Annotated in this window: 17 protein-coding genes; 12 read left to right on the top strand and 5 right to left on the bottom strand. The window is 50.8% G+C overall.

What is annotated here, in order from left to right; genetic code table 11:
- Position 1: 1 nt before the first annotated feature.
- The 4 genes from AAC007_RS01170 (at position 2) to AAC007_RS01185 (ending at position 7,411) form a co-directional block, all read left to right on the top strand.
- Positions 2-643, top strand: a complete 642-nt coding sequence (locus AAC007_RS01170; protein ID WP_295870764.1) for an urea amidolyase associated protein UAAP2 — start codon at positions 2-4, stop codon at positions 641-643.
- A 105-nt stretch (positions 644-748) separates the two neighbouring features.
- On the top strand, positions 749-4,363 hold the full coding sequence (gene uca / locus AAC007_RS01175) for an urea carboxylase (protein WP_339674172.1): 3,615 nt from the start codon (positions 749-751) through the stop codon (positions 4,361-4,363).
- A complete protein-coding gene (atzF, locus tag AAC007_RS01180; protein WP_339674175.1) occupies positions 4,360-6,159 on the top strand; it encodes an allophanate hydrolase in 1,800 nt (599 codons plus the stop codon). Before uca ends, atzF begins: the two co-directional genes overlap by 4 nt.
- 217 nt (positions 6,160-6,376) lie before the next feature.
- Positions 6,377-7,411, top strand: a complete 1,035-nt coding sequence (locus AAC007_RS01185; protein ID WP_339674178.1) for an alpha/beta hydrolase — start codon at positions 6,377-6,379, stop codon at positions 7,409-7,411.
- A 103-nt stretch (positions 7,412-7,514) separates the two neighbouring features.
- Here the strand turns inward: AAC007_RS01185 and AAC007_RS01190 are convergent, their stop codons facing one another.
- Positions 7,515-7,910, bottom strand: a complete 396-nt coding sequence (locus AAC007_RS01190) for a carboxymuconolactone decarboxylase family protein (protein WP_339674180.1) — start codon at positions 7,908-7,910, stop codon at positions 7,515-7,517.
- A 207-nt stretch (positions 7,911-8,117) separates the two neighbouring features.
- Here AAC007_RS01190 and katG point away from each other — a divergent pair, with 207 nt between their 5' ends.
- Positions 8,118-10,286 (top strand): catalase/peroxidase HPI, encoded by a 2,169-nt coding sequence (gene katG, locus AAC007_RS01195; RefSeq protein WP_339674182.1) that lies wholly within the window; start codon positions 8,118-8,120, stop codon positions 10,284-10,286.
- 66 nt (positions 10,287-10,352) lie between these two features.
- Here the strand turns inward: katG and AAC007_RS01200 are convergent, their stop codons facing one another.
- The gene (locus tag AAC007_RS01200; protein WP_339674184.1) at positions 10,353-11,267 is read right to left on the bottom strand and encodes an SDR family NAD(P)-dependent oxidoreductase; all 915 of its coding nucleotides are present in this window, start codon (positions 11,265-11,267) and stop codon (positions 10,353-10,355) included.
- A gap of 116 nt (positions 11,268-11,383) precedes the next feature.
- Between AAC007_RS01200 and AAC007_RS01205 the strand changes: the two genes are divergently transcribed.
- On the top strand, positions 11,384-11,581 hold the full coding sequence (locus tag AAC007_RS01205; RefSeq protein ID WP_295870779.1) for a CPXCG motif-containing cysteine-rich protein: 198 nt from the start codon (positions 11,384-11,386) through the stop codon (positions 11,579-11,581).
- 59 nt (positions 11,582-11,640) lie between these two features.
- Here the strand turns inward: AAC007_RS01205 and AAC007_RS01210 are convergent, their stop codons facing one another.
- Entirely contained in the window at positions 11,641-13,200 is a 1,560-nt protein-coding gene (locus AAC007_RS01210) for a sulfotransferase (protein ID WP_339674187.1), read from the bottom strand.
- Between the two features lie 321 nt (positions 13,201-13,521).
- Here AAC007_RS01210 and AAC007_RS01215 point away from each other — a divergent pair, with 321 nt between their 5' ends.
- The 5 genes from AAC007_RS01215 (at position 13,522) to AAC007_RS01235 (ending at position 18,977) form a co-directional block, all read left to right on the top strand.
- Entirely contained in the window at positions 13,522-14,586 is a 1,065-nt protein-coding gene (locus AAC007_RS01215) for a Rieske 2Fe-2S domain-containing protein (RefSeq protein ID WP_295870783.1), read from the top strand.
- Positions 14,587-14,615: 29 nt separating this feature from the next.
- Entirely contained in the window at positions 14,616-15,527 is a 912-nt protein-coding gene (locus AAC007_RS01220) for a VOC family protein (protein WP_339674189.1), read from the top strand.
- 108 nt (positions 15,528-15,635) lie between these two features.
- Entirely contained in the window at positions 15,636-16,820 is a 1,185-nt protein-coding gene (locus AAC007_RS01225; protein ID WP_296434668.1) for an acyl-CoA dehydrogenase family protein, read from the top strand.
- A 182-nt stretch (positions 16,821-17,002) separates the two neighbouring features.
- A complete protein-coding gene (pyk, locus tag AAC007_RS01230) occupies positions 17,003-18,424 on the top strand; it encodes a pyruvate kinase (RefSeq protein ID WP_339674192.1) in 1,422 nt (473 codons plus the stop codon).
- A 148-nt stretch (positions 18,425-18,572) separates the two neighbouring features.
- Complete coding sequence (locus AAC007_RS01235; protein ID WP_339674450.1) at positions 18,573-18,977, top strand: DUF1294 domain-containing protein; 405 nt, start codon at positions 18,573-18,575, stop codon at positions 18,975-18,977.
- A gap of 42 nt (positions 18,978-19,019) precedes the next feature.
- On the opposite strand, the gene AAC007_RS01240 is transcribed toward AAC007_RS01235, so the two are convergent.
- Both AAC007_RS01240 and AAC007_RS01245 read right to left on the bottom strand, forming a co-directional pair.
- Positions 19,020-21,716 (bottom strand): LuxR C-terminal-related transcriptional regulator, encoded by a 2,697-nt coding sequence (locus AAC007_RS01240; protein WP_339674193.1) that lies wholly within the window; start codon positions 21,714-21,716, stop codon positions 19,020-19,022.
- Between the two features lie 132 nt (positions 21,717-21,848).
- On the bottom strand, positions 21,849-22,862 hold the full coding sequence (locus tag AAC007_RS01245; RefSeq protein WP_339674194.1) for an NADP-dependent oxidoreductase: 1,014 nt from the start codon (positions 22,860-22,862) through the stop codon (positions 21,849-21,851).
- 301 nt (positions 22,863-23,163) lie between these two features.
- Here AAC007_RS01245 and AAC007_RS01250 point away from each other — a divergent pair, with 301 nt between their 5' ends.
- The gene (locus AAC007_RS01250; protein WP_339674196.1) at positions 23,164-25,104 is read left to right on the top strand and encodes a hydantoinase/oxoprolinase family protein; all 1,941 of its coding nucleotides are present in this window, start codon (positions 23,164-23,166) and stop codon (positions 25,102-25,104) included.
- Positions 25,105-25,110: the final 6 nt, after the last annotated feature.

Genomic DNA, 25,110 nt, shown 5'->3' on the forward strand with positions numbered 1-25,110 from the left:
CATGATTAGAGAAAGTAGCTTGTTAGTAGACGACGCGGTGTTCCGCGAAGTGGTTTGGGCGGGTGATTATTATTTAGGCAAAGTCGATGCCGGCCAAACATTCCGTATTCTCGATTTAGAGGGTAATCAGGCAGCCGATACCCTGTTTTTTTGTGCGGACAATCCCGCTGAGCGATACAGCGCCACCGATACCATTCGCGAACAACACAATGTGTATTTAACGGCGGGCTCGCTGCTGCGCAGCAATGAAAATCGCGCCATGCTAGAGATTGTAGCCGACACCTGCGGTCGTCACGACACCCTCGGCGGCGCTTGTGCCACGGAGAGTAATACCGTGCGTTACGATCTCGAAAAACGCTGTATGCACGCGTGTCGAGATAGTTGGATGTTAGCGATTGCCGAGAAACCTGAATACGGTTTGAGCAAGCGCGACATAAGCCACAATATTAATTTCTTTATGAATGTGCCGGTGACCGAAGACGGTGGTTTGAGTTTTGCTGACGGAATTTCCGGCGCGGGTAAATATGTTGAACTAAAGGCCTTGGTAGATGTGTACGTTTTGATCTCCAATTGCCCGCAGTTAAACAATCCCTGTAATGCCTATAACCCAACACCGATTGAATACCTAGTGTGGGATGCGTAAAGGAATCCTCAGACGCCTGACCCCCGACGTCTGACTAATTTAAATCATCTTCAGTGGACGGCCACTGTCGTATGACATAACGGGACGGCCCGTTACCGGATTGCTATGTTCCAGAAAGTATTAATCGCGAACCGTGGCGCCATCGCCACCCGTATTATTCGCACCCTCAAAAGCTTCAACATCACTGCCGTCGCTGTTTATGCCGAAGCCGATGCGCGCAGTCTTCACGTTCGCAATGCCGACGAAGCCTATAGCTTGGGCGACGGCGCAGCGGCCGACACCTACCTAAATGCCGATAAAATCTTGGCGATCGCGAAGGAGTGTGGCGCAGAGGCAATTCACCCTGGTTACGGTTTTCTTAGTGAAAACGCAAATTTTGTTGTCAACTGTGAGGCAGCTGGCATCGCATTTATTGGGCCGACCGCCCAGCATATGCTCGACTTTGGTTTAAAGCATCGCGCGCGGGAAATTGCCGAATCGGTTGGCGTACCGCTGCCACCCGGCACGGGTTTGTTAAACGATTTAGAGAGTGCGGTCAGTCAAGCCTCGGCTATTGGCTATCCGGTAATGTTAAAGAGCACCGCTGGCGGCGGTGGTATTGGCATGCAGGTCTGCCACGATGAGGCGGATTTGCGCAGCGGTTTCGAAAAAGTTAAAAAATTAGGCGGCAATAATTTTTCAAACGATGGGGTATTCCTTGAGAAATTTATCGCCCGCGCTCGCCATATCGAAGTGCAGGTGTTTGGTGATGGCTACGGCCAGGTAGTTGCCATTGGCGAGCGTGACTGCTCGGCGCAGCGCCGAAACCAAAAAGTGGTGGAGGAATGTCCGGCACCGAATCTGCCTGATTCAGTGCGGCATTTGCTGTATACCCAAGCCGAAGATTTGCTGTCGGCGGTTAAATACCGCAATGCTGGCACGGTGGAATTTATTTACGATCAAGACAGTCGCGAATTTTATTTCTTAGAAGTCAACACACGCCTGCAAGTAGAGCACGGCGTGACGGAAGCAGTTTGGGGTATCGATCTGGTGGCGTGGATGTTAATGCTGGCCAGTGGTGATTTACCTGACCTTGCCGATTTGCGCAAAAAGTTGGTTCCTAAAGGTCACGCAGTACAAGTGCGGGTTTACGCCGAAGATCCCTATCAGCAATTTCAGCCCTGCGCGGGCTTGCTCAGCAAGGTTAAATTTCCTGAGGCTGATGGCTTGCGGATTGATCACTGGTTGGACAGCGGCATTGAGGTGTCGCCGTACTTTGATCCGATGTTGGCTAAGATTATTTTTCATGCCCCCGAGCGAAGTGCGGCGCTGCAGGGCGTGGCGGCGGCGCTAGATAATACTGAGCTGTATGGCATTGTCAGCAATAGGGAGTATCTGCGAACTTTGCTCGATGATCCCTTGCTAAAAGAAGGTTTGGTCACCACGCGTTATTTGAATGACTTTCAGTGGCAGCCAAAGCGTATCACAGTGTTGCAAGCGGGTACTCAAACCACCGCTCAGGATTTCCCTGGCCGCAGTGGTTACTGGGATGTTGGCGTGCCGCCGTCTGGTCCCTTCGACAGTTACTCATTCCGCTTGGCAAATCGCTTGTTAGGCAATGACGAGCGCGCCGCGGGTTTAGAGATAACCCTGCAAGGTCCGAGTCTGCAATTTAGTATTGCCACCGATATTGTCTTGGGTGGTGCGGACATACCCGCTACGGTGTTTGGTGGTTCGGCCGGCTCGCAAGGACTGGCGATAGCAAGCTGGCAGGTCGTTCGCATTGAGGCTGGTCAGACCCTAACACTTGGTCGCATTAGCGCCGGTGCCAGGGCGTACTTGGCTATCGCCGGCGGCATTCAATGCCCGGAGTATCTGGGATCACGCTCTACCTTTACCCTGGGGCAATTTGGCGGTCACAGTGGCCGTGCTTTGCGGGTGGGTGACGTCTTAGAATTGAGCGACACGCCTGCACAGATTCACAGCTTGCCCGAACAACTCAAGCCACTGATAAGCAACGACTGGACTCTGCGGGTAATCTACGGGCCGCATGGCGCGCCGGACTTTTTTACTAACGCAGATATTGAGGCGTTTTTTTCTGCGAGCTGGGAAGTACACTACAACTCCAGCCGCACCGGTGTGCGCTTAATCGGTCCTAAGCCCACGTGGGCGCGGGACAGCGGCGGCGAAGCGGGTATGCACCCATCTAATATTCACGACAATGCCTACGCCTTTGGCACGGTGGATTTCACTGGCGATATGCCGGTTATTCTCGGCCCGGATGGCCCGTCCTTAGGTGGCTTTGTGTGCCCCGCAACAGTGATAAGCGCCGACCTATGGAAGCTCGGTCAGCTGCGTGCCGGTGATAAATTGCGTTTTGTGGCGGTGACGATTGACGATGCCGTCGCGGCCGAGGCAGCACAGCAAGCGAGTATCAACACCTTGGCAGGTGATATGCCCGACGTGATATCACTCACGGAATTACCATCACCCATCGTTCAGCGCTTGAGCGCTGACGAAGTCGGCGACGAGGTTGTGTATCGGGTTGCTGGCGATCATTTCCTATTGGTTGAATACGGCCCACTAGAGTTAGATATACGCCTGCGTTTCCGCGCTCACGCCCTAATGCAGTATTTGCAGAAGAATCCGGTGGGCGGTGTGCGGGAGTTAACACCGGGTATCCGTTCCCTGCAATTGCATTACGATTCTCAGCGTATTTCCTTGGCAGAATTGCTGGCGGTACTGAGCGCGGCGGAAAGACAGCTCGCCACCCAACTTGAACAATTAAATGTACCGTCGAGAACCGTTTACCTGCCGCTGAGTTGGGACGACGAAGCCTGTCGCCAAGCCATTGCGAAATATCAGCAATCGGTGCGTGAGAATGCGCCCTGGTGTCCAAGCAACCTTGAATTTATTCGCCGTATAAATGGCTTAGACAGTATTGAGGCAGTGAAAGACATTGTCTTCGATGCCGCGTATTTGGTGATGGGTTTAGGCGATGTGTACTTGGGTGCGCCTGTGGCTACGCCAGTTGATCCGCGCCATCGTTTGGTGACCACAAAATACAATCCGGCGCGAACGTGGACGGCGGAAAACTCGGTGGGTATCGGCGGTTCCTATCTTTGTGTGTATGGCATGGAAGGGCCGGGTGGCTATCAATTTATTGGTAGAACACTGCAAATGTGGAATCGCTACCGGCGCACGGCGGAATTTACCGAACCGTATTTACTGCGCTTCTTCGACAAAATTCGTTTCTACGAAGTGAGCCAGGAAGAATTGCTACAAATTCGTGATGACTTCCCCTTGGGTAAATATTCGCTGCGCATTGAAGAAGGCGAATTTTCCTTGGCGGATTATCAGCAAATGCTGGCTGATAACTCATCCGAAATTACTGCACATACCGAGCAGCGCGAGCAGGCTTTTGCGGAAGAATTAGCACGCTGGCATGCCGATGGCCAATTCCATTACGAGGCGCCTGAAATTGATGACGCCGCCGATGTGGTCAGTTTGCAAGAGGGCGAAATTCCCGTAGATAGTTCCGTCGCTGGCAGCGTTTGGCAACTGCTAGTCAAAGAAGGCGACGTGGTTGAAATGGGACAGCCATTGCTGCTGCTGGAGTCGATGAAGATGGAGATAGCCGTGTTTGCGCCACAGGCGGGACGGGTTAAAAAACAATTATTACGCGAGGGTGCGCGGGTGAGTGCCGGCCAGTCTGTGCTTATTTTGGAGGAGTTGTCATGAATCTTTCACTGACTGAATTACGAGCGGCCTATGCTGCTGGCACTGCCACACCGCGAGATGTAATGGCGATTATTGGCGAGCGCTGTGAACAATATGCGGATCACAATATTTGGATTCATCAGCTTACGGCCACGGAGTTAGAGCCCTATTTAAAACGTTTGGAAGCTAGCTCGCCATCTGCCTTGCCCTTATACGGAATTCCCTTCGCCATAAAAGATAATATTGATTTGGCGGGAGTGCCGACAACAGCTGCCTGCGAGGAATTCACTTACACACCGGAACGCTCTGCATTTGTGGTGAAACACTTGATTGAGGCGGGGGCAATTCCGGTTGGCAAAACCAACCTCGATCAATTTGCGACAGGCTTGGTGGGCACGCGCTCACCCTGGGGCGCATGCAAAAATAGTTATGACCCGAGCATGATTAGCGGCGGCTCCAGCGCGGGGTCGGCGGTGTCGGTGGCGCTGGGCATGGCAACATTCTCATTGGGAACCGATACCGCAGGGTCTGGACGCGTACCGGCCTGCTTTAATAATTTGGTGGGGGTAAAACCCAGTATCGGCTTGCTCTCTGCCAGCGGCATGTTACCCGCTTGTCGGTCTTTAGATTGCATCACCATTTTCGCCCTGCAGTGCGACGATGCCAATGCGATTCTAGCGGTCGCCGAGGGCGAGGATGCCACCGACGCCTATAGTCGCAACAACCCCTTTGCCAACCACGCAAGACATTATGGACAGTGGCAGGGTAGCTTGCGAGTGGGTGTATTGCCCGCCGAGCAGCTCGCCTTTTTTGGGCATGAAGAATACGCACAAAGCTATCAAGCGTCTTTGGCAGCGATCGCCGCGAACGGCTTGGAATTGGTCGAAGTTGATTTCTCAGCGTTTATAGAAGCGGCGCGTTTGCTATATGAAGGCCCTTGGGTGGCCGAGCGTTATATTGCGACTTCGCCGCTTATTCAAAAACGTCCGGAGGCCTTGCTGGATGTTACTCGAACTATTATCAGCGCCGGTGACAAAGGCTCTGCGGTCGATGCTTTTCGCGCGCAGTACCGTTTAAAGACATTGCGCAAAGCGGCAACGGCCGTGCTAGAAAGCGTCGATTGTTTGCTTACCCCCACCGCTGGTCGCCCCTATAGTATCGACGCGGTGAATGCAGACCCAGTCACCCTGAACAGTAATTTGGGCTATTACACCAACTACATGAATCTCTTCGATTTAGCCGGTGTGGCGGTCCCAATCGGATTTACCGGTAGCGGTTTCCCCTTTGGCTTAACCTTGGTCGGTGAGGCTTTTACAGATCGGCGGCTATTGTCGGTGGCGAATCGTTTACAGCAGCTCTTCCAGTTGCCGCTAGGAAAGGGGCAAGGCGACTACCAGCCCTTGGCTTCAGTGCCCGTTAAAGATCAACAATCTATTTCCGTTGCGGTGTGCGGCGCTCATTTAGAAGGGCAGCCGCTAAACTGGCAGTTGACCGAGCGCGGTGGCTATTTGCAATCTAAAACCATGTCGTCGCCTGACTACAAACTTTACGCCCTAGCCGGAGGCCCGCCGTTTAGGCCTGGGATGGTGATAGCGCCAGCGGGTGAAGGTTGCGCTATCGAAGTCGAGGTGTGGGCAGTGCCGACCGCCGAGTTTGGAAGCTTTGTAGCCGGTATACCTGCACCCTTGGGTATCGGTAAAGTTAGCCTGCAAGACGGTAGTCAGGTAAGTGGTTTTATCTGTGAAGCGTCGGGCTTAGCTGGCGCAGAGGATATTAGCCACTTTGGCGGCTGGCGGGGGTATTTAGCCAATAAATAATTATTATTTTAGGGCGCATTAATAGTTGGGTGAGAGGATCTACATTATTAATGCGACCTATAATGCTGAGATCTAAATCGCCATAGCGAAGTCTCGTATTTCTGTTCTAAGCCCGTTTTGTTTTGATCGCCGTTCGCTTCTGAAAATTTAAATGGTGTAGTATCTCTCGTCTAGTTATCGCCTTCAGAGCGCTAATACTACGACGGGGAATAATAATATGGATGGTTTGGATTCGAAATTTGCATATGTAAATGGCACTCGGCTGCATTACTTTGAACAGGGTGCCGGGCCGCTGGTATTGTTGGTTCACGGCTTTCCCGAAATTAGTTATTCATGGCGGCATCAGTTGCCCGCATTGGCGAAGGCAGGCTATCGCGTCGTAGCCTACGATCAGCGTGGTTATGGCCTGTCGTCTAAATACGCAAACTTAGAAGCCTACCGTATTCATCAACTCGTGGACGATGCCGTTGGCTTGGTGCAGGCCCTCGGTGAAGAGTCGGCTATTATTGTCGGTCACGACTGGGGGGCTGCTGTTGCGTGGTCGGCGGCATGGCTCCGGCCTGATATCTTCAAAGCAGTAGCTGGGTTGTCTGTCCCATTTGGCGGTAGGGGCATTATCCCTTTGCCAGGAAGCCCCTTTGGCGAGTTAGAACCCGATCCACTTCATGAGGCACTTGCAGGGCCTGGCCAAGATTTTTATCAAACCCATTTTGGCAAGATTGATGGCGCAATCGCTGAAATGGAAACTGATGTTCGCGGGTGGCTGCGTGGTGCAGTACTGAGTTTGTCTGGTGACGGACTTCGTCCGACGGGGATGGATTTTGCGGCTATGGACCCGATCGATCTTATTCGCGGCAGTGCTCTATGCATTGCCCATGGAGAGCAGATGAAAGATCGGTTTTTTGATATCCCCTCGTTGCCAAACTGGTTTAATGAGAATGATTTGGACGCCTATACCACAGCCTTTGAGGGCAGTGGATTTGTCGGTCCGCTCATGTATTACAAAAATCTGAATGCGGACTGGGAAGATTTAGCCTCAATGGGCGATAGCCCTCTGCAGGTTCCTGCTACCCTTATTCTCGGTGATTTAGATATTTGTTACGGCTGGGGTCAAGAAGCGATATCCCGCGCGCCTGAGCGGATTCCTAATTACCGCGGTACTCATCTCCTTGGGGGCTGCGGCCATTGGACACAGCAGGAGCGTCCGGAGGATGTGAATCGCTTATTGATTGAGTTTTTTAACTCCCTCTAAAAATCGAGGGGCTAATTTTCAGTAAAGCATACCGAGCACTTAATATGGCTATGTGCTCGGTAGTTGAAGGTTAGTTCTTAGTACTTGCTTTGATCGATTAAGTCTACTTTTGCTCAAGCGGCCAAAGGCCGTTTTCTTCCAGTACGCCGCGCAGGGTAAGCAGCGCATTATTCATGGCCGGAAAGCCCGCATAGACGCCTATTTGGAAAATGGATTCGCTAATTTCCTGCGGCGTGCAGCCGACGTTCAGGGCCGCGTGAATATGGAGTTTCAGCTCATCTTGTTTGCCCGTCGCGCTTAGCGCGGCAATAGCCACTAATTGGCGAGTGGTTTTGGGTAGTACATCCCGCGCATACATATCCCCCACCACAAAACGGGACATCTCCTTGGCCAGATTCTTATCAAAGCTTAGCCATAACTCATAGGGCTTTTCTTCTGTGTAGCCACTGAATAGCGCAGCTGCGGTGACTTTTATTTTCTTTGTCTTGTCGTCGGGCATGATTTGATTCCTTGCTGGTCTGCTTCTGCACAGATAGTAACAGGCCCAAGCTCATGATAAAGGAACATTCCTAGCGTATGGCGGCCTCAATCTAAGTCCAAGAGTTAAAAGCTATCGTAATGATTGAAAAGTACAGTTGGATAGTTTGCCTGCATGGGGCTATAACTATGTCTGGCAAAAGAATTATTTATCTCAAGGGAGAGCGCAATGTCGAATAACAAATGTCCAGTGAACCATACAGCTGGTGGTGGCACGACAAATAAGGATTGGTGGCCGAACCAGTTGCCATTAGAGATTTTGCACCAGCAGTCCGCTAAATCTAACCCAATGGGTGAGGATTTTGATTACGCAAAAGAATTTAAGAGCCTCGATTTTGCCGCCTTAAAGGCCGATATTGCGGCCCTGATGACCGATTCCCAAGACTGGTGGCCGGCTGATTTCGGTCACTATGGTCCCTTGTTTATCCGTATGGCTTGGCACAGCGCCGGTACCTACCGTATTGCTGATGGCCGCGGTGGTGCTGGTAGCGGCAGTCAGCGCTTTGCGCCCTTAAATAGCTGGCCAGACAACGGCAATCTCGATAAAGCACGCAGATTGCTGTGGCCGGTAAAGCAAAAATACGGCAAGAAAATCTCCTGGGCAGATCTGATGATTCTGACCGGCAACGTCGCGCTAGAAACCATGGGTTTTAAAACCTTTGGCTTTGCCGGCGGTCGCGAAGATATTTGGGAACCTGAGTTAGATATTTACTGGGGTGTTGAAGGCAAGTGGTTAGAGGACAAGCGTTACTCCGGTGATCGCGATCTTGAAAATCCGCTGGCAGCGGTGCAGATGGGTTTGATTTATGTGAATCCGGAAGGCCCAAATGGCAAGCCCGATCCCCTAGCGGCAGCGACAGATATTCGCGAAACCTTTGCGCGCATGGCGATGGATGATGAAGAAACCGTTGCCTTGATTGCCGGTGGCCACAGCTTTGGTAAAACCCACGGTGCAGGAGATGACGCGTTAGTTGGTGCAGAGCCAGAGGCGGCGGGTATCGAACAGCAGGGCTTCGGCTGGAAAAGCAGCCACGCCAGCGGTAAGGGCGCCGATGCCATCACCAGCGGCTTGGAAGTGACATGGACAAGTACGCCAACCCAGTGGAGCAATAACTTCTTCGAGAACCTGTTTGGCTATGAATGGGAATTGACCAAAAGCCCAGCGGGCGCGCATCAGTGGCAGCCCAAAGATGGCGCGGGTGCAGGTGCGATTCCAGATGCCTTTGACGCGACCAAGCGCAAAGTGCCGATGATGCTGACCACCGACTTGTCGCTTCGCGTTGACCCTGCTTACGAGAAGATCTCACGGCGTTTTTACGAGAACCCCGATCAGTTTGCCGATGCCTTCGCCAGAGCGTGGTTTAAATTAACTCACCGCGACATGGGGCCGCGTGCGCGCTTCCTTGGGCCGGAAGTCCCAGCCGAAGAGTTGATCTGGCAAGACCCGATTCCAGCGCTAGATCACGCCTTGGTGGATGAGAGTGACATCGCTGGCCTAAAAACAAAGATTGCCGCTGCCGGTTTGTCGGTTGGCGAGCTGGTCTCTACTGCTTGGGCGTCTGCGGCCACCTACCGTGGTTCAGACATGCGCGGCGGCGCAAACGGCGCTCGTATTCGCTTGGCACCGCAAAAGGACTGGGAGGTCAATCAACCTGCGCAGTTGGCTAAGGTTCTCAACGTGCTTGAAGGTATTCAAAGCGACTTTAATAGCGGCGGCAAAAAAGTCTCACTGGCAGATTTAATTGTGTTGGCCGGTGGGGTCGGCATCGAACAAGCGGCTAAAAATGCGGGGCAGACAGTAAGCGTGCCGTTCACTGCGGGACGTATGGATGCCACTCAGGAACAAACTGATGTGGACTCTTTTGCCGCTTTGGAGCCGATTGCCGATGGTTTCCGCAACTACGTCAAGGGTCGTTACTCAGTTCCTGCAGAAGCATTGTTAGTAGATCGCGCACAATTGATGACCTTAACAGCACCAGAAATGACGGTACTTGTCGGCGGTATGCGGGTGTTGGGCACCAACGTTGGCGGAACTCAGCACGGCGTGTTTACCAACAAAGTCGGCGCGCTTAGCAATGACTTCTTTGTGAACCTGCTAGACATGGGCACCGAGTGGAAAGCGACTTCGAAAACCGAGGAGGAGTTTGAAGGTCGAGACCGCAAAACAGGTGACTTTAAATGGACGGCAAGCAGAGCAGACCTCGTGTTCGGGTCAAACTCACAGCTGCGTGCAGTGGCAGAAGTCTACGGTAGTTCAGATGCCCAAACTCGATTTGTAAATGACTTTGTGGCGGCGTGGACGAAGGTCATGAGTGCAGATCGCTTTGATCTTGCTTAATTTCAAACCTTAAAAAAATCCCCAGCATGCTGGGGATTTTTTTATCTTAATTTTAAAAATAAATTATTATTTATCCTGCAAATATTTCTGCGCCTTTAACAAAAACTTCTCGGACTGATTAAAGCCCGTTTCCATTTTTGATTGCTCAGAACAGTCGCTGATCTTATCCCAGTGTGCGACGACCGCTTCTGGGGTTTGTTGTTCTGGTGGCAGATAGACGCCTTCTGTTTCAAAAATAGCACTTGTTGCGTAGCCACCTGCGCCGGCGCAGAGAATATTTCTGCTTGGTGCGTCGTCATGGCAAAGTACGAGTGCGCCAGCGGTAACCGCTTCGGGGACTAGCATGGCTAAGACCTCTGCGGGCATAAGGTCTTCGGTCATGCGAGTTGCGGCGGTGGGGGCCAGTGCATTTACGCGGACATTGTTTTTCGCGCCTTCAATGCCCAGGGTATTCATTAGGCCGATAACGGCCATTTTGGCTGCGCCGTAGTTGCTTTGGCCAAAGTTGCCGTATAAGCCGCTTGAGGAGGTGGTCATCACAATGCGGCCGTACTGTTGTTCTTTCATAATGTCCCACACGGCTTTGCTGCAGTTGACTGAGCCCATGAGGTGAACATCCATGACTAAGCTGAAATCGTCTAGCGACATTTTAGAGAATGTCTTGTCGCGCAAAATACCGGCGTTGTTGATGAGAATATCGATGCGGCCCCATTTTGCGATGGTTTGCTGCACCATGTCTTCCACTTCAGAATAAATCGCGACGTTGGCACCGTGGGAGATGGCTTCGCCGCCGTTCGCTTCAATTTCTGCGACGACGGCTTGCGCTGCGGCGGATGAGGCGCCGGTGCCATCTCTGCTGCCGCCTAAATCATTGATGACGACTTTTGCGCCGCGAGCGGCGAGGGCGAGTGCGTGACTGCGGCCTAAGCCATTGCCGGCGCCGGTAACGATGGCGACTTTGCCATCAAAACGAATGCTCATGGGGTTTCCTCGCTGATGTTTTTTATAAGGCGTGTATCTTAGAGTGTGGGGCAGTATAAATCGATATGGGCGGTGCTGCTCGTGTTTTACTTAGACGCTTCTGAAGGAGAAAGTACATGAATGCGATTGAATCGGTCTCAGATTTTTGTCCCTACTGTGGCGAGGCGATAGAGATATTGGTGGATGCCTCAGGTGGTGATGATGAGTATATCGAAGACTGCGAGGTGTGTTGCCGGCCGATGACGATTGCCTTGTCACTTGATGGCGACGACAGCATCAATATTCGCATATATGCGGAGAATGAGGCGTTTTAGGAATGTTGAATCCTCGTTGCTCCGCTGTCCTTTAGTACTTCTCTTGTTTGTCTTACTTTTTATTCTATTTCGCCAAGTTCGCGCAGGCGTTGGTACATAGGCTGAAGTTGCTGTTCAAACTTTTTCCATTGATCTATGCGGCTGGTGTTAATGGGCGATCTAACCTGGGTTGCCGATGTGGTTCTTACCGCCCTGGGGTTGTTGTAAAAATGCAGGCAGTTTTCTTCCCACGGTAAGTCGAGAAAGTGTAGTAGCGCTTTTACGGTGGCTTCGTAATCGCTGATCAGTGTTTCGTATTCCAGGAAGAACACCTTGTCGGGCAGTGCGCTTTGCCAGTAGCGATACAATTCACTGGCGGCCTGGTAGGTGTCGGCTAATTCTTCTTGATCGTAGGTGAATCGCAGTCCGTCGGCAAAATACTGGCGATAGCATCCCCACAAATTATCCATCGGCGCGCGTCGGCAAAAGATGATTTTGGCCTCGGGGTTGGCAAGGTGGATGAGTCCCAATGCTTTATAGTTTTGTAAATTTTTGTCGGTAAAAAATGGTGTGCCGTGTAGTTCACTCGTCATTGATTGGTAGTTGTCACCGATGGTTTTCCAGTCGGCTGGGCTTAAGTCATTGGCCCACAGAGGGAAGGACTTATCTATTTTCTTTTGCCGCAATACGGCGGCCGTGGCGCGCTGCAGAGCGACCAATTCGTCACCGGCGGTGACCATGGAATGGGTCGATATAATTTGTTCTACCAAGGTGGTGCCGCTGCGTGGCAAGCCGCAAATAAAGATTGGGCTGGCTTTTTTAGTCTCTCTTGGCAGTGGTGTTTGCGTTAACAGCTCTTGGCTAAAGTGCTTCGGAATATCGCGGGTTTGTTGTATTTCATCTGCGTGATGATATTCGAGTAAGCCACGTTTTAATTTTGCGCCTTGTTCGATATGGCTAAATTGCTTTTGGGTGTCGCCTTGAAATTCATAAGCGCGGGCTAGGGCGTAGTGAATACGCGCTTTATTGTGAGCCGTGACTGCGGGCTTGCTCACTACCGCTTCCATGCTTTCTAGTTCTTCAGTATCGATGTCGCGCAGTAAATCAGATCTATTCCAATAGGCGTAGCCGTCGAGTGGCGAGAGGCGTACGCAGCGATTAAAGCTGTCTAAGGCCTCGGTCATATTCCCCATTTCTTTGAGTATCACGCCGCGTTGATTCAAGGCACTGGTGTTTGCTGGCGCTAAACGCAAAGCCTTGTCGATAGCTTGCAAAGCCTTGTCGTGTTGGCCTAGCAACCTAAGTGCGGTTGTTTGAAATAGAAGCGTAGTGAGGTCGCGAGGCTTGCTACTTAAATACTGCTCGCTGGCGGTGAGCAGTCCGCTGTAGTCGCCGGCCTCGACGAGCCCTTTAAATAGTAAATGCCAGGCGCGTGTGAGTTGCGGAATTTGAGTGAGTAGTTGCCGGCACAGCACGATGACTACCGGCCATTTGCCGTCATTGCCTAATTGGGTGGCGAAGTTGAGCGCTTGCGCTGCGGGCATTTTATTGTTGCCGGAGCGGCCGGGAAGGCTAATGGCGACGTCTTTTCGTTCGTGCTTGTCGACAGGTGATTTACTCGAGCCTTTTTTACTTGCCATTGGTGACCATATTTAAGTGGGAATAAATGCAGATATGTTTTCGCGGCTTAGTCTTTTTACGGTTAAAGCGGCACTTGCTAACAGATTGAAGGTTTATTGTAACGGCTGGCTATAGCCGGCGATACCGGCGAATGGGTTTTTTAAATTCCGCGTCAGATTTGCTGATCAGGGCTTGTCTTTTTGGTAAAAAAATTAATAAAAACAGTGCTTTATGGATTGAGTGCAGCTCGTCTAAACGGAGGATGGTGTGGCTGGGGGGCATGTGTGAGAATTTTTCACCATGCAGAACCCTTATAAAAACGAGTTGGAAGGAGAGATACAATGAGTCAGGTAGCGCAAGTGCCGCGCCAGCCGCATATTATTGAGGCAGCGGAATTACCCGATCGCTATGCCCGCGGTTGGTACTGTCTCGGCCTGGCGAGCGAGTATACAAGTACGCCGGTCAAACTCAATTATTTTGGTACGCGTTTGGTTGCCTATCGCGGCGACGATGGCGAGATTCATATCCTGGACGGCTACTGTCCACATATGGGTGCCGATCTCAGTGAAGGTTGTGTAGAGGGTAGCTCAATTCGCTGTCCTTTCCACGCTTGGCGCTGGGGTGCAGACGGTGTTTGTGATGATATTCCCTATGCTAAGCGTATTCCGGCGAAAGCGGTTATCCGCTCTTACCCGACTTTAGAAGAAAATCATTTGCTGTTTATGTGGTTTGACCCTGAAGGCAATCCACCGATAGAAGAGCAGCGCCCGCCACGTATCGACGATGTGTTCAGTGACGATTGGACGATCTGGCAGATGGATTTGATGACCATCAACACCAATGCCCGCGAATTGATCGACAATATGGCTGATGTTGCGCATTTTGGTCCGATTCATGGTGCACCGATTACCGAGTTCAAAAATATAGTCTATAAACATACTTATCGGCAGGAATTAACCGGTGGCTCCGAGTTGCTGGCAGAAGATGGCGCTCTGAGTTCCGAAGCGACCTACTATGGCCCTGCCTATATGAATACCTATATGACCGGGCAGGCTGGTGGTGTGGACATCGCTTCTCGTTTACTGGTGACGCATGTGCCTATTAACCACAACAGTTTTGACTTGCGGTTCGGTGTGGCAGTGAGAAAAATCGCTGGTATGTCGGAACAGCAAAACGAGGAAATGGCGCGTGAATATGTTCAGCAAAACCGCACGGCATTTTTTCAGGATGTCCATATTTGGCACACTAAAACACGGGTAGATAATCCGGTCTTGTGCGATGGTGATGGCCCAATTACGCGCTTGCGTCAGTGGTATAACCAGTTTTATGTCGATGTTGCCGAGGTTCCGCAAGCGTTCAACGAGAAGCGTGAATACGTTGTGGATTATGCGCTTCGAAATACCTGATTAATTTAGTGTAAAAACGGGAAGCAGTAATGGATGTTCGCAGTTTAGCTTACGTAGTGATTGAATCGACAGAGCCACAGCAATGGCTAGACTACGGTACGAATATATTGGGCTTGATGGTTGCGCCAACAATGCCACAAGACGGCAATGTGTATTTGAAATTGGATACGCGGCCTTATCGCTTTGCGATTGTGAAGTCAGACCAGAATCGCCTAGCTCGCTGTGGCTGGGAGCTGGCAGACGAGGCGGGATTTAATGACGCAAAAGCGGAGCTGGCAGCGGCGGGTGTGGCCTTTGAAGAGGCGTCTGCGGCAGATGCACAGGCGCGTCGTGTTCGTGGCTTGATTCGCTTGCAAGATCCCTCAGGGAATGGTCTTGAGCTATTTTGGGGTGGCGAGCTGGACTACGCTAAGTTTATCTCGCCAAAAGGTATTTCGGGTTTTGAAACTGGCTTTAACGGCGATATGGGGCTTGGCCATGCAGTTCTGCCAGCGGCAAAGCTGAAGGAAACCCACGCGTTTTATAAAGAGCTGTTGGGCTTTGGTGACAGTGACTATATGCATTTTAAATTTTCGCCGGACCCCGATGACCCGGGTCAGGGCTTAAATTTCATGCATGTGAACAACCCCCGCCACCACAGCTTGGCCTTGTATGAAGATCCGGCTAACCCGGTAGGCTGCGTGCATTTAATGTTAGAGGTCACTGAGGTCGATGAGGTGGGTTACTGCCTGGATCGAGTTCAAGAAGCTGAGATACCCATAATATCGACCTTGGGTCGTCACACCAACGACAATATGTTGTCGTTTTATATGGCTACCCCGACTGGCTTTGCCATGGAATTTGGCACCGACGGTTTGCAAATGGACTGGGAGGGATTCACCCCAACGGTCACCAGTCTGCCAAGTTTGTGGGGCCATAAATTTTCTATGCCAGACGCGTAATTCTGCGCGGCTTTTTGCGGCGAGTAGTCGCATCGGTTTAGGTCGTGGTTTGGCTATTTAAAGTTTAATAGTCATCTCGCCATTAAGAATGTGTACAGGAGAAGTGCGATGAGCGTAGCGCAAGCTAAAAGTGACACCAAGGTATTGTCAGTACCAGAGATGATGGCTGCCATAAAAGACATGCAACCGCGTTTGCGGGAGCGGGCGGCGGAAACCAAGGCACTGCGGAAGGTGCCGCAAGCCTCTATCGACGAATTGCAGGAAATTGGCTTTTTCCTAGCCCTGCAGCCAAAGCGCTACGGCGGCTTAGAGCTTTCGCCACAAGATTTCTTCCGTATGCAAATTGCCTTGGCAGAGGGTTGTATGTCGACGGCTTGGGCAAGCGGTATTATCGCCGTTCACGCATTTCAAATTGCCGTTATGGATGACCGTGCTCAGCAAACCATTTGGGGCGACAATATCCACACACGCGTCTCGTCATCGTATGCGCCAATGGGTAAGGTCACGGTAGTTGATGGTGGCTTTAAGCTCAGCGGTCGCTGGGGTTGGTCGAGCGGTAGTGACCACTGCACGTGGGCTTTGCTTGGCGCCATTATTCCCGGTGACGGCTATCGTACTTTCTTAGTGCCAAAGGGTGACTACGACATTATTGATACCTGGCAGTCTATGGGTTTGGAAGGCACAGGCAGCAATGATATTGCGGTTAATGATGTGTTTGTACCAGATTACATGACCCATAAACAAACTGACGGCTTTGCCTGCACAAATCCGGGCCAAGCGGTGAATACCGCGCCATTGTACCAACTGCCTTGGGCGCAAACCTTTATTCGCGTGGTGTGTACGCCGGCGATCGGTGCCTGCAAAGCGGCAGTCGATCTCTATAAGCACGCAGTACTGAATAAGGCGAGCGGCGACCCGACTAAACTGGCTGGCGACACTCAAGTGCAAGAGCGTATTGCCGGTGCATTGAACGGTATAGATGAGATGGAAGCGCTGCTGTTCCGCAATTTCGATGCGATGATGGCGCTGGTGGAAGCGGGTAAACCGGTTCCCGTTGAGGATCGTGTTCGCTATCGCTATCACGCCTCGCTGGTTATTACGAAAAGTATCGACATCATTGACTCATTATTTGAAGTGGCTGGCGGTCAGTCGGTGTTCTTGGGTAGCGAAATCCAGCAGCGCTTTTTGGATGTTCACACTGCCCGGGCGCATGTGGCCAATAACCCAACTAGCTTTGCGCGCAATTTAGGTGGTCTGGGGTTGGGCATGGATAACGGGGACTTCTTCGTTTAAACCATCACTGGTTTGAATGAAAACCCGGCACTGCCGGGTTTTTTTATGTCCAAAATTTGTACGGCGTTAGTGTTTGAAATCGATAAATCATAAAAACTACACATTTGCTTAGTCGCTGTCTGTTGGATAGAGGTGTAACATAGGGTTTTTTATCACTATTTATTTAAAGGATAGCGCCATTCATGCGAAGAACTAAGATTGTGGCCACGGTCGGACCTGCTTGTGACTCTAGAGACATGCTCGCAGAAATGATTAGCGCTGGTGTGAATGTCTTTCGCTTAAATTTTTCACATGGCACCGCTGCTGAGCACGCGGATCGTGCAGCCTTAATTCGTGAATTGGCGCTTGAAGCCGGTTGCTATGTTGGTTTATTAGGTGATTTGCAGGGGCCAAAGATTCGTTTGCGCAAGTTGGCTGTCGACCCGATTGAGCTTAAAAAGGGCACCGAACTGATCTTAGATACCGAACTAGCCGATGGCGAGGGAGATGCCGCTCATATTGGGGTAGATTACGAGCCCTTGGCGCGCTCGGTCAGTGCCGGTGATGTTTTGCTATTAGACGATGGTCGTCTGCGTTTAAGCGTGGACAAAGTCGTTGGCGAAAAAGTGTATTGCCGATCTGAAAGCGTGGGTAAATTGCAGTCTCGCAAAGGCATTAACCGCTTAGGTGGCGGTCTGTCGGCTCCCGCCTTAACTGAAAAAGATATGGAAGATATCAAACTCGCCGCGCAAATTGGCCTCGACTTTATTGCCGTGTCCTTCCCCAGTAGCGCCGAAGATATTGAGGATGCGCGAGTTAAATTAGAAGCCGCTGGCTGTTTTGCCCATATCATCGGCAAAATCGAGCGGGCCGAAGCGGTTGCCAGCGACGAGCATCTCGACGCGCTTATTCGTGCTTGTGACGGTGTGATGGTGGCGCGCGGTGATCTTGGTGTGGAGATTGGCGATGCGAGTTTAATCGGCTTGCAGAAGCATATTATCAAGCGTGCGCGGGTGCTTAATCGCCCTGTCATTACGGCGACCCAAATGATGGAGTCGATGGTGAGTAGCCCCGTTCCTACCCGCGCCGAAGTATTTGATGTGGCCAATGCCGTCCTCGATGGCACCGATGCCGTCATGCTATCTGCAGAAACCGCTTCTGGGCTTTATCCAGTTGAAACAGTAAAGGCCATGGCCCGCAACTGCGAAGGCGCTGAACTTTACCCCTCGGCGCGCAAATCCAGCTATCGACTCGAGCGCAAATTTGAGTCGGTCGAAGAAACCTTGGCGATGAGCGCAGTCTATGCCGCCAATCATCAGCTTGGTGTAAAGGCGATCGTCTCAATGACCGAGACGGGCAGAACCGTATTGCTGATGTCGCGGTTGACGTCGGGAATTCCGATCTTTGCCTTTAGCCGCAACCCTACGACCTGCAATCGCGTAAGTCTATATCGCGGTGTCTATGCTATTGCCAGCCCAGCAGCAGGCATAGAAATTGACGATTGCGTAAGTGCAATTAAGGATCGCGGGCATGTGGTAAGTGATGACTTGATTCTAGGGACCACCGGCGATCAAGTGGGTGTCGACGGTCACACCAATACCTTGAAAATAGTGAGGGTGAGCTAAAGCGGTTGTGCCGATTTATGTGTCATTTAAGGCTCCAGTGTTGGAGCCTTTTTTATGTCTACTACACTCCAGTGTCGTGATTGGAAGTCGAGTTTTAGCGATGAAAAGCGTCAAAATTATTACCTGTTTTTTGATTTTATGTTTTGGAATGTCATATTTCCTTGGGTATACGCCGCTCTTGCTAAGTCTGTTTGTTCTGATCATCAGCCTACTTTGCTATTTTTATTACGCGAAAGATAAGAAGGCCGCGATGACCGGTTCTTGGCGCGTCTCTGAAAATACCCTCCACCTTCTCGCCTTGCTTGGAGGCTGGCCCGGTGCCTTATATGCGCAGCAGCGTCTTAGGCACAAAACCCAAAAGACATCGTTTCGAGTTGTGTTTTTTCTAAGCGTGTTAGCAAATTGTAGTGGCGTAGTCTTATTGCATTCGCACGATGGGCAGAAGCTGCTGCGCGTAGCGATGAACAGCGTAGATAGTGCGCTTATTCGCTATGTTGATTCAGACAGGGCCAGATTGCCATTATTGTTTATCACAAGACTTCGAACGCGCTAGTGCAATACCTATCAAGCTATCTTTCGTGTAATGAGCAGCAAGCTAAATAAGCCCGTGTTTGCTTGCGCTACTGATCGCCTGGGTGCGAGTGCTAACGCCAAGTTTGTGAAAAATATTTTTTAAATGAAATTTGACGGTGTTTTCTGAAACGAAGAGGCTGCGCGCAATATTTTTATTGGTTTCCCCCTTGGCGAGTAGGGACAGGATTTGCATTTCTCGTGACGTTAATGCTTCCGGTAGTTCGGTCTGAGGACTGGTGATATTGTCGCTTTCCTCACATTGACCCAGTAGATTGGTAATGTAACGATTAAGCGTACTTGACCAACTTCCGTTTAAGCGCGCTTTGAGAAGACTGATTACCTTTGGCCCTTCATCTAAAACACTGCGAATGACGCCGTATTCAGCTGCCAAGGTCAGCGCAATTTTTAGTTCGCTAGAGGATTTTTCTGCATTACCTTCGTTGCTCTCCAAAATGGCATTGAGCAAGTGAAGCTTTATTTCCCGCGCGATTAGATTGTGGTCTTGGGCTCTTTGAATCGCCAGTTTGAGTTTGCTTCGGGTGTCTTGCAGCGGCTTAGTGTGCACTTCTAAACGTATTCTACTTAAGGTCGCGTCTTCTATGGCGTCGGCAAAGCTTAGAAACGAGGGTGTGCTTAATTCTGGTGCCGGGTAGCCCAAGGTTGCGGCTATTGATAAGGCTTGTTGACTATTTTCGGTTAGTAAAGCTCGGCGGACGTTTTCCCATGCGCAGAGACGAACAATCCTCGGCCAGTTTGCGCTGATGGCAATATCTTCCAGTGTGTCTAGTAGCTTTCTGGCTTTGTTTGGCTCCCCTTTGGCGTCGTAAATTCTGATCATAGGCAGGTAAGCCGCTGACACAAAGTCGGGAAGTAGTCCGGTATTTATTTCCTGATGATACTGTTCAAAAACTTCTACCGCGGTGTCGAAGTCATTATTCTCGTAGAGTGGGAATAAGCAGCAGCAGACCGCCGATGTTGCTGCGTAGGACTCTTCAATATTAAGACCTTTGGCTTTTAATATTGAAATACTGCGTTCGTAGGCGTCGTTGATATTGCCCTGTAGGTAGCTGCTGATAATAGTTAAGCCAGTGTTGTAGCCGGCTAAAAATGGCGCGCTATCACCGTGGTTGTGATTGCGACCAACCGCAATATGATATCTTGCGGCGGCAAAATTGCCGTATGCAATGCGGCGGCATGCTTGAATGTTGGCAGCCGCGCCCAGTTCAAAAGCCCAGAAACCTCTGGCTTCGTGATTTTCGGTATTGATATCTGCAACGTTGGCAAAGGCGTGGTCAAGATGATCTAGCGCCATTTCAACGACGGCCATTGTTATTTGACGTTCAATTGAAAATTGCTCGTCTAGCGCTTGCTCGCCAAGTTTTTTAAGTACGTCGAGGTAGGGAAGTACTTTCGATCTGCGCCGCAGAAATGTCAGTGCCCATGTTATTTTAACAATCAGTCTGGGGTGCTGAAAAATATGTGCCAAAGGAATTTTATCGGCCCAGCGCTCTACAGAATGTAAGCAGGCATTGGTGATTTGATCGGTTGCCCAGATGTCCATCGCGGTGGTGGCGAGATTGAAATCTTGGGCTGCCACCGCGTGAAATAAGGCATCTTCATACAGCTGGTGCTCTAAAAACCACGTGGCAGCTTTGCTATGTATTTGACTGCAGCGCGCAGGGTGGCGTTTTCTAACTAGCTCTTGCAAATAGTGCGCAAAAAGTCGGTGGAACTGGAACCAGTAGCGTTCATTGTCGATATTGTTGAGGAAAAGCCCTTGGCGTTCTAACTGCTCTAGAATGTCTTGGCTATCTTTTCGCCCAGTGATCTCTTCGCATAGCGGTGCGCACAATTTGGGTAGTAGCGAGCAAGTTAGTAAGAATTCCTGCACATCGGATGCTTGCTGCTGTAGTACATTGCTCGCGAGGTATTCTGTGATCTGGAACGGTGTGTAGGACTCTAGATTATTTAGAGACTCTTTCACGCTTCGTTTTGCCAGTGTAAGTCTGAATAATTGCAGGGCTGCCGCCCAGCCTTCTGATCGACTGTATATGATCGCGAGGTCTTCATCGCTGAGGGATAACTGTTGTTCTTTTTGAAAGAATTCCTTTGTCTCTTGGAGAGAAAACTTAATTTCTGCGAAACGAAGCAACTCTAATCGCTGCTGGACCTGAAGTTCGGTTAGTCCAATTTTTGGCAGCGAACGTGAACCAATAAATACTTTGACAGAGTTGGGCAAATTGCTAAGTATATTTCTGAAGAGGTGTTCAATTTCAGGTTCGTCGATGAACTGAAAATCATCAAAGAATAAATGTATATCAGTACCTATTTCGGCAAGCCGATTATTGAAGCGCTCTGCCCGGCCTTTCGGTAGAGAGTTTTCCTTAAGGGTTTTACTGTGTTTTGCCTCTTGGCTTTCTTCAAGGTCGCTTATTATTTTGTCGAGGTGGAGTAGTAGCCGATGTAAATCATTGTCGGACTCATCTAATTTAAGCCACGCAGTCAGTTTTCCCGCGTCTTTGCTGAGATCAAAGATTTGCTTCAGAAGGGTGGTTTTGCCATGTCCAGCTGGCGCTTGAATAACCACGCACTGGATTGCGCCAAGCTCGCCAATTCGGGTCAATAGCTCCTGGCGGAGAACCTGCTTTTGCTCTCCTAGTGGCGCTTGGAACTTGTGATGCGATAGTCCAAGGTCTGAAATATTACTGCTAGTCAGCATAATTATTATCGTTGCTTGCCAAAATTGGCTGAGGACCGATGAGTGTACTTATCGTATAAGCTACTCACCTAGTCTACTTGTTTTATTTTGGCCGTGCACGGTGGCTGTCGCTGGTATTTTTGCTAAGTGAGTTTACAGCTTAACGAGAACTTTGCCGTTGTTTTCGCCGGTGTATAGACTCTGTAGCGCAGTCGAGGCGTGCTCTATCCCCTGATGACTGTGCAGTTTAAATTTTATTGCCCCATCTTGTATCCACTGGGCTAAATAGCGCTGCATGGCCGGAAACTCTGCCGCGTGGTCGAGTATGACAAACCCTTCTATTTTTAGTCGTTTCATAATGCTGTTGTGAAACATATACGGTCCAGGAACATTTTCCGCAGAGTTATACATGGAGATAAGACCGCAAATTACCACACGACCATTGTTGTTCATTAGCTTTAGGCAGCTGTCCAAAATACTGCCGCCAACATTTTCAAATTGAATGTCTATGCCATTTGGGCAGGCCTGGCGAAGGGCATCCTCAACGTTGGCGTCGCGGTAGTTTATTGCGGCGTCAAAACCTAATTCTTCGACTAAATACCGGCACTTGGCATCGCTGCCTGCAGTCCCGACGACATGGCATCCGCTAAGCTTGGCGATCTGCCCTGCCAGACAGCCGACAGCGCCAGAGGCGGCGGTGACCACCACTGTTTCACCCGGTCTGGGATGCGCAATATTAAGCAGGCCGTGGTAGGCCGTGGGGCCCGCGATGCTCATTACGCCAAATGCCAGGTCTAGCGGCATGTCTTTTGGTGCGACAAACGCTTGCACCGCGTTGGCGTCCAGTATTGAGTACTCTGCCCATTCTGTCAGTGAGCTTACTAGTTGTCCTTCTTGATATAAGCGGCTGTTGGATTTAACAATCTGGCAAAGCCCAAAGCCTCTCATGCTGTCGCCCAGGCTTATTGGTTCCATATATAGCTCTTCACGCTCGCCCAGCCAAAGGCGGTTGGTTGCATCCATCGACAGTATTAGATTTTTGACAAGCAACTGGCCCTCTTCTAGGGGAGGTAATTCTCGTTGCTGAAGGCTGAAAGTGCTGTCGTTGATGTTCGCTTCTGGGCGATTATCGAAGCGCCAGAACTGGCTGTGCGAAGGGCTGGTCATCATTATTTCCTAATTTCTATTTATATGTTTTTTGTTCAAGTGCCGCCCACGCTTATGTGATCCGTATTGTAGCTAGGCCGCGCAAGCGCTTGATACATTCCTAATTTGTACCTTAAACCGTGGCTTGATTCATCTACCCATGTGGGTAGTGCTAGCCGGGCGCGTTCTTTGCCAATAATAGCCTGATTCTCTTAGTGATCACGCCCACCGCTGAATAAAAATAACTGCTCGTTTGGGTAGTTGGCGCAGGGCTACTCGACGGAGAGAATGCAACACATAAATAGATAAGAAGAGATCTGGCATGGGAAAACTTATCAACATTGATAACGGCGGCACGCTTACTGATATTTGGGTATTGGACGGCGATAACTCGTATCACACCAAGACAATCACTACTCCCTTTGATTTGAGTAAGTGCTTTTTCGAAGGCCTTAAGAAGATTTCAGAGGATATCTATGGTCATGAAGATTTGCGCGCGCTGCTGCAATCTACTGATCACATAAGATACAGCACCACGCAGGGAACCAATGCTCTGGTTGAGCGCAAAGGGCCTTCGCTGGGGTTGCTGCTGAATACTAGCGACAATGACTGGTGCCGTGAAGACGATCATCAAGCGTCTTTATACGCCGATCTTTTGGGCGCTCGAGTGGTAGTGCTCGATACGACGCTCGCTCCTGAGGATTATCATACAGCGCTGACTGAGGCGGTAGGGCAGCTCGCGGCTGCTGGCGCGAGTCGAATTGTTGTTGCCTATACGGGCGATGCGTATGTCGAGCAAGAGCGGGCATTGCACAGGATGATGTTGCGCTCGTTTCCGCGCCATCTGCTGGGCTCGGTGCCGGTATTGTATTCCAATGCCTTGTGTCGGAACGCAAATCCAAATGTTCGTTTGTGGACCGCCCTGTTCAATGCATTTCTACATCCAGCGATGGAGCGTTTCCTCTACAACACCGAAAGTGAATTGAGTCACTTTCGTACCCGAAATCCCTTGCTTGTATATCGAAATGACGGCTATTCCGGTCGAGTTGCGAAAACAATTGCATTAAAAACATACAGCTCAGGTCCCCGTGGCGGTGCTGAGGGTGCTTTGGCATATAGCAATTATTACGACTACCTGCGTGTGATTACGGTGGATGTCGGTGGTACTACCACTGATATCGGTTTGATCGAAGATGGCAAGATTGTCGATAGTCGCCTCGGTTTAATCGAGGGTGTGCGCTGCAGCGATCCGCTGGCGGAAATTGTGAGTGTCGGCGTTGGCGGTGGCTCAATAATTCGAGCTGAAGGCGGCGAAATTAGAGTTGGCCCTGAGTCGGTGGGTGGAGCGCCTGGCCCTGCCTGCTTTGGTATGGGGGGCGATAAAGCAACAATTACCGATGCCTTGCTGGTACTTGGCTTGCTCGACCCCAAAACGTATTTCGGCGGCAAATTGGCGCTTAAGTATGACAAGGCGGAAGCCGCCATTCTTCGTCATGTTGCCGAGCCGTTGTCTCTCAGCTTAGAGCAGGCGTGTACGCAAATGCTAGACGCGTGGGCGGGAAAAATCGCCGATGGCATTCGTGAGTACACCACGATTACCGACGATACCGTATTAATGGCATTTGGTGGTGGTGGGCCGATGGGTGTCGCCGCAGTCGCCAAAAGCGCCGGGATTGCTACGGTGCTAATTCCACGCTTATCGGCGGTATTTAGCGCCCACGGTATCGGCTTTAGCGATATTGCTCATCAGGCAACTGAGGCAGTAAGCGATGTGAATAGTGGCACGATTGCCGAGGCCTATGAACGACTTAAAGATCGTGTTTTGCGTGATATGAGCACAGAAGGCTACAGCGCAGAGCAGTGCGAGTTAGAGGTGTGGTATGAACTTGCAGGTGAGTGCCATGAGTTAGCGGTGGGTAGCGATGGTGAGCTTGTTTGTGCGGAGGTGCAGGGCGACAACGTGCTCCTCAGCGTGCGCGCAGTCCGACGCATAAGCCACGCGAGACTAGCCCCGAAAGTCCATTTGGAATCCAGTGAGCCGAAGGTGTTTTCTGATCGAGCATTGATTGGTCCGGGCGGTGAGTCTGAGCGCGTACCGGTATTTCGTGTCGAGGATCAAATTGCGGGTGCGGCGGGTATCGGGCCGGTGGTTTTGGAAGAAGCGTTTTGGACCTGCAGCGTACCGCGCGGTTGGGGATTTGAGTTTACCGCAAATCGCGACATTGTATTAAGTGCCACAAGTCAGCAAGCGATTTCAGAATAAGGAGAA

Origin of the sequence: uncultured Zhongshania sp., from assembly GCF_963975605.1 — a bacterium.
Classification (GTDB): Bacteria; Pseudomonadota; Gammaproteobacteria; order Pseudomonadales; family Spongiibacteraceae; genus Spongiibacter; species Spongiibacter aquimaris.